The organism is Streptomyces sp. YS-3 (genome assembly GCF_045257485.1).
In the GTDB taxonomy this organism is placed as follows: Bacteria; Actinomycetota; Actinomycetes; order Streptomycetales; family Streptomycetaceae; genus Streptomyces.
Map to the genome: position 1 here is coordinate 1 of NZ_JBJHPC010000257.1, position 9,977 is coordinate 9,977.

Consider the following 9,977-nt stretch of genomic DNA (forward strand, 5'->3'; position numbering starts at 1 on the left):
CCGCAGCACCCACCGCCCCGTCTACGACACCCAAATGACCGACCAACTCGACCACGCCATCGAACAACACGGCAAAGGCGACCTCACCACCCTCCTCACCGGCAACGACACCTGGACCGTCACCCCCTGACACCACCAGAACCAGCACCATCAACCGGACCCCCATGGAAAACCGGGGGCCCGGTTCGTTAATGTCCTCTCGTCCGGGCAAGTGGGGGGAGGGCATATGACCGCACGGTTATGAGTACGTCCGCGATCTCGTCCGCGAACTCGTTCGCGATCTCGCGCGAGTTCGCCCGGCTTCCGGTCCCGCCCGCCGCGGCGCCGGGCCGCTCCTCTTCCGCGGCCGACGCTGTCCGGACCCGCCCGACGGCCCGCCGTACCGGCGGCGCCCACGGCTGTCCTCCCACGTCGAGAGCGCGCCAGGGAACGACACCCCTGTCGACGCCCCTCTTCCCCTGCGCCCACAGTGGTCGGCACAGAAGTACGCCGGCTCACCAGCGCACGGGCACAGACACGCACCCCCGACCCGTCCTTACGGAGCAGCTCCATGCCCCAGCAGCAATGCCCCTTCGCCATCGACGCCTCCGGGACCGACGTCCACGGCGAGATCGCCCGTATCCGCGAGCACGGCCCGGTCGCCCGGATCGAGCTGCCGGGCGGCGTGGCCGCCTGGTCGGTCACCGGTGCCGAGGCCGCCAAGAGCCTGATGACCGACCCGCGCGTCTCCAAGGACGCCGAACGCCACTGGCCCGCGTGGATCAACGGTGACATCCCCCGGACCTGGCCGCTGGCCCTGTGGATATCCGTCCGCAGCATGATCACCGCATACGGGGAGGAGCACAGCCGGCTGCGGAAGCTGACGTCCCGGGCGTTCACCGCCCGTCAGACGGCGGCCCTGCGCCCGACGATCGAGCACATCGTCTCCGACCTCCTCGACAAGCTGGCCGACACCCCGCAGGGCCGGCCGGTCGACCTGCGCAGGGCGTTCGCGAGCCCGCTGCCCGTCCAGGTGATCTGCGAGCTCTTCGGGGTCCCGGAGAGCTCGCGCGACCGGCTCTGCCGCCTCATCGACATCACCTTCCTTACGGAGGTGACCCCCGAGGAGGCCGAGGCGACCGGGCGCGAACTCTACGTGGCGCTCAACGAGTTCATCGCCTTCAAGCGCGCCAACCCCGGTGACGACATGACCAGCGGTCTGATCGCCACCCGCGACGAGGACGACGGGAGCGGTCTCACCGAGGTCGAGCTCGTGGACACCCTGCTGCTGATGATCTCGGCCGGGTTCGAGACCGTGGTCAACCTGATCGACCAGGCCGCGTGCGCCCTGCTCACCCACCCCGAGGAGCTGGCCCGCGTCCGGAGCGGCGAAGTCACCTGGGAGGACGTGATCGAGGAAACCCTGCGCTGGGAGCCGCCGGCCGCCCATGTGCCGCTGCGGTACGCCGTGGAGGACATCGAGATCGGTGGTGTGCTCATCCCCCGGGGCGAACCGATCCTGATCGCGCTCGCCGGGCCCGGCCGCGACCCCGAGGTGCACGGCGAGAGCGTCGACCGCTTCGACCCGTCGCGTCCGCTGCGCCGTGAGCACCTGGCCTTCGGGCACGGCGTCCACTACTGCCTGGGGGCGCCGCTGGCCCGTATGGAGGCCACCGTGGCCCTGTCGGCCCTCTTCGAGCGTTTCCCCGACGTGGCCCTCGCGACGCCCGTCGAAGGGCTCGCCCAGCTCCCGTCGTTCATCTCCAACGGGCACCGGGAGGTGCCGCTCCTGCTGAACAACTGCTAGGGGCAAGGAAGAAGGGGCCCTGCCGACCGGTCGCGGCGGGGCCCCTTCCCGTACGGGAGGCGGCGCCGCCGGGTCAGGCGAAGGCGGGCGCGTGGTCGCGGGCCCACGCGGCGTACGAGCGCGCCGGGCGGCCGGTCAGCTCCCGGACGTCCGGGGAGACAGCGGCCTTCGCCCCGGCCCGCTGGCGCTCGGCGCTGTGCAGCAGCGCCTCGGCCACCGGCTCCGGGTAGCGCGCCAGGAGCGCGGCACGGGCCCGTTCGGGGCCCAGTTCCTCGAACCGGAGCGGCCTGCCCAGGGCGTCGGCGAGGAGCGCGGTCTGCTCGGCGGCGGTGACGGCCGCGGGGCCGCTGAGCGCGTAGGCGCGGCCCTCGTGGACGCCCGGCTCGGTGAGCGCCCTCACCGCCACCTCCGCGATGTCGCGCGGGTCCACCGTCGCGTTGGGCGCGTCCCCGTACAGCGCGCGCACCACGCCCTCCTCGCGTACCGACCGCGCCCAGGACAGGGTGTTGGTCATGAAGGCGCGGGGCCGCAGCAGGGTCCAGGCGAGCCCGGACTCCCGTACGGCCGTCTCGTTCTCGCGCTGGCGGCGGGTGATGAGGTCGTCGGCGGCCGGGTCGGTGACGGCCAGCGCGGAGAGCTTGACCAGATGGCGCACCCCGGCCGCGCGGGCGGCCTCCGCGAACCGTACGTCGTCGGGCTCCCCGATGCTGCCGGTGACCAGGAAGGCCGCCCGTACGCCCCGGAGGGCGCGGTCGAGGCTGTCGCGGTCGGCGTACTCGCCGCCGACCACCTCGACGGCCGGTCCGCCGGCCGTCACGCGCTCGGGCCGTCTGGCCAGGACGCGCACCGGGTGGGCGGGCGCGAGCAGTCGGGCGACCTCGCCCCCCACGGTCCCGGTCGCGCCGGTCACCAGAATCATCGTCGTCCCCTTCTCCCGCGGCTCACCCCGGCGGCCGGTCCTCGTCGCGCCCGTCAGCCGGCGCGCGGCGCCGACAGCGTGGCGAGGAAGACCAGGCTGTCCTCCTGGTGGCCGGTGACCTGCACACTGGTCATCCCGGGGCGCCGGGGCGCCGCGTCGGTGACCTGTATCCAGCAGGTGCTGTCGAACTCCGCGTACCGGTGGAACGCTATGTCACCCGCGACCGGCACATACGGCGCGGGTCCCAGGGCCGCGCTGGCCGCCTGGCGGGCCGCCTCCAGGAGGAGCATGCCGGGTACGTGGTCGTTGGGGCGCTGGAAGAGCGTGGGGTGCGTGGTGTCCACGCGCAGCCGCCAGACGCGCTCCTGCGGGCACGGCGACAGCACCACGTCGGCGGGGCGGCTGCGGCCCGCCAGGTCGGCGGGGACGGGCAGCGGGAGGTGCTCGGTGGCGCCGGGGGACGTACGGTCGCCGCGCAGGCGCCGGTAGACGCTCGGGCTCAGCACCCGGGCCTGGCCGGAACCGGTGGCCACCAGGCGTCCCAGGCGGCGCAGCACCCAGTGGACCTTGAGGCGCGAGAGCCTGCCGCCGCGCCATTCGAGGCGGGAGAACTCCAGTTCCACGTCGATGAGCGCCGACTGTCCGCCGACGTCCAACTGGCTGTCGTTGGCCGTGTATTCGAGGTCGGTCAGCATGAAGTGGTAGTCGAGGGGCACCTCGTAGCCCGCGTGCACTATCAGCATCGCGGACTGCCGCATCGTCTCGACGACGAGCAGCGGATCGTGCAGACCGCCCGCGACGGGTTCGAAGAACACGTGGTCGTGCGGCCAGTGGGCGGCGACCGAGAAGGTGTGTTCGTCGCGTCGGCGCCAGCCGTGCGGGAAGGCGTCAGCAGCCCTTGCCCGATGGACCAGTTCCGGCGAGACCGGGTGCGATTGCGTCATGGTGGTGGGCACGGCCCCGGTTATGGGTATGGCGCTGGTCAATACTGCTTCTGTTGGAGACATGGCTCCCCCCGAGACATGTACGAAGAAACATAGTCATGCGTACCACTGTTAAGATACAAACTAGACGGTTTTTTTCAAGTGCGGGGCGCGGACGGTCCCGAAGGTTCACAGCGTCGACATCGCGGCGCAACACGAGGAGGCAGCGTGGCGAAGCAGGACCGTGCGATCCGCACCAGGAGGGCGATCCTGGAGGCCGCGGCCATCGTCTTCGAGAAGCAGGGGTTCCAGGCCGCCACGATCACGGACATCCTGAAGATGGCCGGAGTCACCAAGGGCGCGCTGTACTTCCACTTCCAGTCGAAGGAAGCGCTCGCGCACGGGGTCCTGAACGAGCAGGGCTCCGGCCCCTCGCTGCCGCCGCAGCCCGTCAAGCTCCAGGAACTGATCGACTCCGGTTCGGTGCTCGCCCACCGCCTGCGCACCGACCACCTGGTCCGGGCCAGCATCAGGCTGACCCTCGACCAGCAGGCCACGGGGCTCGACCGCACCGGCCCGTTCCGGCACTGGAGCGAGGTGAACGTCGAGGTGCTGACGCTGGCTCAGCAGCGCGGCGAGCTGATGCCCAACGTGGTCATCTCCGACACCGCCGAGCTGTACGTGGGGGCCTTCGCCGGGCTCCAGATGATGTCGCAGACGCTCAGCGACTACCAGGACCTCTCGCACCGCCACGCGGTCCTGCAGCGCCATGTGATGTCGAGCATCGCGGTGCCTTCGGTGCTCGCGGCCCTGGACTTCTCCGAGGACCGCGGCGCGCGGCTCACCGCCGAGCTGGAGCCGGCGCACGACGCCGAGTGCGCGGCGGCGGCGGTCTGACCGACCCGGCCGCCGCCCCGCCCCGGCGCGGGGTCACTCGGAGGCCGTGGCACCGTCCTGGCGCGGGATGTCGAGGTTGGGCAGCGCCCCGCCGAAGCGGCGGTCGCGCTGGGCGTACTCCAGGCAGGCCCGCCACAGGTCCCGGCGGTCGAAGTCCGGCCACAGCACGTCCTGGAAGACCATCTCGGCGTAAGCGCTCTGCCAGAGAAGGTAGTTGGAGGTGCGCTGCTCGCCGCTGGGGCGCAGGAACAGGTCCACGTCCGGCATGTCGGGGTAGTACAGGTACTTGGCGAAGGTCTTCTCGCCGACCTTCGACGGGTCGAGCCGGCCCGCCTTCACATCCTCGGCCAGCGCCTTCGCCGCGTCGGCGATCTCGGCCCGGCCGCCGTAGTTCATGCAGAAGTACAGCGTGAGCCGGTCGTTGTCCTTGGTCTGCTCCTGGGCGACCTGGAGCTCCTTGGCCACCGAGCGCCACAGCTTGGGCATGCGGCCCACCCAGCGCACCCGGATGCCGAGCTCGTCGAGCTGGTCGCGGGTCTTGCGGATGAAGTCGCGGTTGAAGTTCATCAGGAAGCGCACCTCGTCGGGCGAGCGCTTCCAGTTCTCGGTGGAGAAGGCGTACAGCGAGATCGAGCCGACCCCCATCTCGATCGCGCCCTGGAGCACGTCGAGGACGCGCTCGGCGCCGACCTTGTGGCCCTCGGTGCGCGGCAGCCCGCGCTCCTTCGCCCAGCGCCCGTTGCCGTCCATGACGACCGCCACGTGCTTGGGCACCAGCTCGCCGGGGATCTTCGGCGGGCGCGCACCCGAGGGGTGCGGCTCGGGGGTCGTGTACTCGCGCCGGGACCGGCCGCCCAGGATTCCGCGTCGTGCCATGTGGCCTTCTTCTCCCTCAGTTCTTCTCTACGTACCGCAGTGAGCGCAGGCCGCGCTCCAGATGCCAGTGCAGATAGGCCGACACGAGACCGCTGCCCTCGCGCACGTGCCGGGGCTCGCTCGCGTCGGCCGTCGCCCAGTCCCCCGTCAGCAGCGCGCTCAGCAGCCCGACCGCCTCCGCAGAGGGTACGACGCTGCCCGGCACCCGGCAGTCGGCGCAGACCACACCGCCGCTCGCGATGGAGAAGAACCGGTTGGGGCCGTGGATGCCGCACCGCGCGCAGTCCTCGAAGCTCGGCGCGTAGCCGTTGACGGCGAGCGAGCGCAGCAGGAAGGCGTCGAGGACCAGATTGGGGGCGTGCTCGCCGCGCGCGAGGGTGCGCAGCGCGCCCACCAGCAGCAGGTACTGCTGCACGGCGGGCTCGCCCTCGTGGTCGGTGAACCGTTCCGCCGTCTCCAGCATCGCGGTACCGGCGGTGTACCGGCCGTAGTCGGCGACGATCGCGCCACCGTACGGAGCGATCGTCTCACTCTGGGTGCACAGGGGCAGGCCGCGGCCGACCAGCTCGCTGCCGCGCGCGAAGAACTGCACGTCCACATGGGAGAACGGCTCCAGGCGCGCGCCGAACTTGGACTTGGTGCGGCGCACTCCGCGGGCGACGGCGCGCACCCGCCCGTGCCCGCGGGTCAGAAGCGTGATGATCCGGTCGGCCTCACCGAGCTTCTGGGTCCGCAGCACGATGCCGTCGTCCCGGAACAGACTCATGGGGCCATTGTTCCACCGCGCGGGCGGGCTCCGTCAGGACGGGGTCCGGGCCGCCGCCAGGAGGCGGGCCACGTCGTCCGCGCACAGCTGGAGCGCGCCGCCGACCGTGGTGAGGACCTCGCGCTCGGCCGGCCGGTACGGCCCGTCGGCCAGCGCGATCCGGGCGCCCTGGAGCAGGATCGACTCGCGGCCGGCCGGGGCGAGGTGCGGGGCCAGCGGTTCCAGCGACTCATGGAGCTCGATGGCGAGGGCCGCGCCGCACGGGTCGGCCTCGGTGTCGGTGAGGAAGCGCCCGGTGTCGGCCGCCAGCGCCTCGATCAGGGTGAGCAGCTGCTCCTCGGTGCAGTCGTCGTACCCGGCGGCGCGGACCGTGGCGACGGCGGTGGAGGTGACCGTACGGGAGGCGGTGCCGCCCGCGGCGAGGACGGCGAGGGCGACGGTGTGCACGGCATCGCGCAGCATCGCCGAGAAGCGGGTGGTGGTGGGGTGGTCGAGGGCGTCCGTACCGAAGTGGGTCTCGCAGGCCGCGCACTCCACCACGGGCCCGGCGGCGCCGCGCGGCAGCAGCGGGACACCGAGGACGGCCAGGCGCCGACGGCCGGTGCGGCGGCGGAAGTTGCGGTCGCCCCCGCACTCCGGGCAGAAGAACTCCCCGTCGCCCACGGTGGTCCAGGCCGTCCGGACCGTCCACACGCGTTCGAGGATGCCCGCGGCGCGAGGGTTCGTCGCGTCGTGTCCCCGGCCTAGCACCACCGCACACCTCCGTAACGGACCGGCAACATTGCCGCGTTGACGTGATGTTAGCCACATCGGCGAGGCGGCGTCAGCACCCTGTGGAGAGGAGTGGCGCAAAGACGGCGCCCCACCGGCCGCCAGGGGCCGGTGGGGCGCCGTGCGGCACCGGAGGACGCCCGGAGTTACGGACGGGCCGAGCGGTTGACGGCCGAGATGACCGCCTTCAGCGAGGCGCGCGTGGTGTTGGCGTCGATGCCGATCCCCCACAGGACCTGCCCGTCGATGGCGCACTCGATGTACGAGGCGGCCTGCGCGGACGCGCCCTCGCTCATCGTGTGCTCCTGGTAGTCCAGCAGTCGCGCGTCCACGCCGACGGCGGCCAGCGCCTCGAAGAAGGCCGAGATCGGACCGTTGCCGGTACCGGTCAGGACCGTGTCCACGCCGTCCACGACCGCCTCGACGGTCAGTGTGTCCCGGCCGTCCTTGTCGGTGGTGGTCTGGCCGGAACGCAGCTGGATACGGCCCCACTGGTTGGCCGGATTCGGCAGGTACTCGTCCTGGAAGACCGACCAGATCTGGCCGGGCGTGACCTCGCCGCCCTCGGCGTCGGTCTTCGCCTGGATGATCCGGGAGAACTCGATCTGCATCCGGCGCGGCAGGTCCAGCTTGTGGTCGTTCTTCAGGACGTACGCGATGCCGCCCTTGCCCGACTGGGAGTTGACCCGGATGACCGCCTCGTAGGAGCGGCCGACGTCCTTCGGGTCGATCGGCAGGTACGGGACGGCCCACTCGATGTCGTCGACGGTGACGCCCCGGGCGGCGGCGTCCGCCTCCATCGCGTCGAAGCCCTTCTTGATGGCGTCCTGGTGGGAGCCGGAGAAGGCGGTGTAGACCAGGTCGCCCGCGTAGGGGTGGCGCGGGTGGACCTCCATCTGGTTGCAGTACTCCGAGGTCCGGCGGATCTCGTCGATCTGCGAGAAGTCGATCTGCGGGTCGACGCCCTGGCTGAACAGGTTCATGCCCAGGGTGACCAGGTCGACGTTGCCGGTGCGCTCGCCCTGACCGAACAGACAGCCCTCGATGCGGTCGGCCCCGGCCATGATCGCCAGCTCGGCCGCCGCCACCGCCGTACCGCGGTCGTTGTGCGGGTGCACCGACAGGCAGACGAACTCGCGGCGGGTCAGATGGCGGCTCATCCACTCGAACCGGTCCGCGTGCGTGGAGGGCGTCGAACGCTCCACCGTGGCGGGCAGGTTGAGGATGATCTCGCGGCCCTCCTCGGGCTGCCACACGTCGCAGACCGCCTCGCAGACCTCCAGGGCGAAGTCCAGCTCGGTGTCGGTGAAGATCTCCGGGCTGTACTGGTAGCCGAAGGTCGTCTCCGGGCCCAGGATCTTCTCCGCGTACTCCATCACCAGCCGGGTGCCGTCCACCGCGATCTGCTTGATGTCGTCCTTGGAGCCGCGGAAGACGACCCGGCGGAAGGTCGGGGCGGTGGCGTTGTACAGGTGCACGGTGGCGCGGTGGGCGCCGCGCAGGGACTCCACGGTCCGCTCGATCAGGTCCTCGCGGGCCTGGGTCAGGACGGAGATCGTCACGTCCTCGGGGATCGCGCCCTCTTCGATGATCGACCGTACGAAGTTGAAGTCGGTCTCGCCGGAGGAGGGGAAGCCGACCTCGATCTCCTTGTAGCCCATGCGCACCAGCAGGTCGAACATCTCGCGCTTGCGGGCGGGGCTCATGGGATCGATCAGCGCCTGGTTGCCGTCGCGCAGATCGGTGGACAGCCAGCGCGGCGCCTTGGTGATCCGCTTCTCGGGCCAGGTGCGGTCCGGGATGGGCACGGCCTCGTAGGAGCCGTACTTGTGGATCGGCATCCCGGACGGCTTCTGGGTGTGGGTCGCGTTGGTGACGGGCGTCGGGCGACCGACAGACACAGGGTTCTCGGACATCGCGCAGGGCTCCTCGGGGCCTTCGGGCTGGGGGTCCCCCCGCTCCTTGAGAGCTTGGGGGAGGCCGACTGGTCGAAGCAGCACCAGGTCCCGCGGGGAGGGGGTCGGCCTACGACTTACAGGCCCTCGCCGCGGCAGCTAAGGAGAAGCAGCCCGAAACGCATGATGTGCCGCAGCCTAGCCGAGGGGCGCCGAAAGCGCCGGACCCGTTTCAGTATGCGGGACGTCCCCGAGGGGACCAGGGACCAAAGTCCCTGACCGGGCCGCCGCCCGGCGGGCGTCGCGCACCGGCGTCGCGGCCGTGGTGGCGTGCGGTGACGGTGCCGCGACCCGGTGCCACGACCCGGTGCCACGTTCCCGTGCCGGGCGCGGCCGTTCGCCGGCTTCACGTACTTCGTACCGCCGACGCGGGGGCGGCGCGCCCGGTGCGCTGCTAGACAGGGAGCATGCGCATCCAGGTGACCCGCACAGGAGGATTCGCCGGCATCGAGCGCCGGGCCGAGGTCGACACCTCGGGCCGGCCCGACGCGGCCCAGTGGCACGCCCTGGCGGAGGCCGCCCTCGCCGACAGCGGGGCCGAACCGTCTCCGGGCGTGCCCGACGGCTTCCACTACGAGATCACGGTCGACGGCCGTACGGTCCACTGCGCGGACCCCCGGCTGTCCGAGGCCCAGCGGACGCTGGTGTCGCAGGTACTCAAAGAGGGTGCGTAGCGGGGGACGGGCTTGCTTTGATGCGCGGCATGAAGACAAGCACACCGGGCTCGCCGGACTCGCCCGACGCGGCAGGGCCTCCCGTCCCCGCCGGCCTGCGGCTCCTGGAGGGCTACTACGACGCGGTGCCGCGCACGTCGGCCCGCGCGGAGGACTTCGGCCCGCTGACCCTGTTCGTACGGGAGGGCCCGGGCTGGCCGTTCTACGCCCGGCCCACGCTCGGCCGCACCGGGCCGGTGTCGGCGGCGGACGTCGACCGGGTACGGGCGCGCCAGCGGGAGCTGGGGATACCCGAGGCCTTCGAGTGGGTGCACGAGGTGGCGCCCGGGCTGCGGGCGGCCGTGGAGGCGTCGGGCCTCGCGGTCCACGCCCATCCGCTGATGGTGCTGTCCCCCGACGCGCCGGAGGCC

9 protein-coding genes and 2 pseudogenes are annotated in these 9,977 nt (G+C 71.8%); 5 read left to right on the forward strand and 6 right to left on the reverse strand.

The window, feature by feature from the left end; translation table 11 throughout:
- Together ACJA3G_RS20840 and ACJA3G_RS20845 are read left to right on the forward strand one after the other, a co-directional pair.
- Nucleotides 1-130 (forward strand): annotated as a pseudogene (locus tag ACJA3G_RS20840) (2-oxoacid:ferredoxin oxidoreductase subunit beta); the annotation flags it as partial.
- A gap of 420 nt (nt 131-550) precedes the next feature.
- Nucleotides 551-1,786, forward strand: a complete 1,236-nt coding sequence (locus ACJA3G_RS20845; protein WP_406554531.1) for a cytochrome P450 — start codon at nt 551-553, stop codon at nt 1,784-1,786.
- Nucleotides 1,787-1,859: 73 nt separating this feature from the next.
- On the opposite strand, the gene ACJA3G_RS20850 is transcribed toward ACJA3G_RS20845, so the two are convergent.
- Nucleotides 1,860-2,705 (reverse strand): SDR family oxidoreductase, encoded by an 846-nt coding sequence (locus ACJA3G_RS20850; protein ID WP_406554532.1) that lies wholly within the window; start codon nt 2,703-2,705, stop codon nt 1,860-1,862.
- 53 nt (nt 2,706-2,758) lie between these two features.
- Nucleotides 2,759-3,661, reverse strand: coding sequence for a ScbA/BarX family gamma-butyrolactone biosynthesis protein (locus ACJA3G_RS20855; RefSeq protein ID WP_406554533.1), 903 nt, complete (start codon nt 3,659-3,661; stop codon nt 2,759-2,761).
- A 195-nt stretch (nt 3,662-3,856) separates the two neighbouring features.
- Here ACJA3G_RS20855 and ACJA3G_RS20860 point away from each other — a divergent pair, with 195 nt between their 5' ends.
- The gene (locus ACJA3G_RS20860) at nt 3,857-4,525 is read left to right on the forward strand and encodes a ScbR family autoregulator-binding transcription factor (protein ID WP_406554534.1); all 669 of its coding nucleotides are present in this window, start codon (nt 3,857-3,859) and stop codon (nt 4,523-4,525) included.
- A gap of 33 nt (nt 4,526-4,558) precedes the next feature.
- Here the strand turns inward: ACJA3G_RS20860 and ACJA3G_RS20865 are convergent, their stop codons facing one another.
- The 4 genes from ACJA3G_RS20865 to leuA form a co-directional block, all read right to left on the reverse strand.
- Nucleotides 4,559-5,401, reverse strand: a complete 843-nt coding sequence (locus tag ACJA3G_RS20865; protein WP_406554535.1) for an isoprenyl transferase — start codon at nt 5,399-5,401, stop codon at nt 4,559-4,561.
- Nucleotides 5,402-5,417: 16 nt separating this feature from the next.
- Nucleotides 5,418-6,167 carry a DNA repair protein RecO gene (gene recO, locus ACJA3G_RS20870; RefSeq protein WP_406554536.1) on the reverse strand — a complete coding sequence of 250 codons (750 nt, stop codon included), beginning with the start codon at nt 6,165-6,167 and terminating at the stop codon, nt 5,418-5,420.
- 33 nt (nt 6,168-6,200) lie between these two features.
- Complete coding sequence (locus ACJA3G_RS20875) at nt 6,201-6,920, reverse strand: TerB family tellurite resistance protein (RefSeq protein ID WP_406554537.1); 720 nt, start codon at nt 6,918-6,920, stop codon at nt 6,201-6,203.
- A 164-nt stretch (nt 6,921-7,084) separates the two neighbouring features.
- Complete coding sequence (leuA, locus tag ACJA3G_RS20880) at nt 7,085-8,854, reverse strand: 2-isopropylmalate synthase (protein ID WP_406554538.1); 1,770 nt, start codon at nt 8,852-8,854, stop codon at nt 7,085-7,087.
- 446 nt (nt 8,855-9,300) lie between these two features.
- On the opposite strand from leuA, the gene ACJA3G_RS20885 reads away from it, so the two are divergent.
- A complete protein-coding gene (locus ACJA3G_RS20885) occupies nt 9,301-9,567 on the forward strand; it encodes a protealysin inhibitor emfourin (RefSeq protein WP_406554539.1) in 267 nt (88 codons plus the stop codon).
- 29 nt (nt 9,568-9,596) lie between these two features.
- Nucleotides 9,597-9,977 (forward strand): annotated as a pseudogene (locus tag ACJA3G_RS20890) (GNAT family N-acetyltransferase); the annotation flags it as partial.

Excerpts from the sequence above, each read along its gene's own strand:
- ACJA3G_RS20850 (WP_406554532.1), bottom strand. The coding sequence starts at position 2,705 with ATGATTCTGGTGACCGGCGCGACCGGGACCGTGGGGGGCGAGGTCGCC.
- recO (WP_406554536.1), bottom strand. The coding sequence starts at position 6,167 with ATGAGTCTGTTCCGGGACGACGGCATCGTGCTGCGGACCCAGAAGCTC.
- ACJA3G_RS20865 (WP_406554535.1), bottom strand. The coding sequence starts at position 5,401 with ATGGCACGACGCGGAATCCTGGGCGGCCGGTCCCGGCGCGAGTACACG.
- leuA (WP_406554538.1), bottom strand. The coding sequence starts at position 8,854 with ATGTCCGAGAACCCTGTGTCTGTCGGTCGCCCGACGCCCGTCACCAAC.
- ACJA3G_RS20845 (WP_406554531.1), top strand. The coding sequence starts at position 551 with ATGCCCCAGCAGCAATGCCCCTTCGCCATCGACGCCTCCGGGACCGAC.
- ACJA3G_RS20885 (WP_406554539.1), top strand. The coding sequence starts at position 9,301 with ATGCGCATCCAGGTGACCCGCACAGGAGGATTCGCCGGCATCGAGCGC.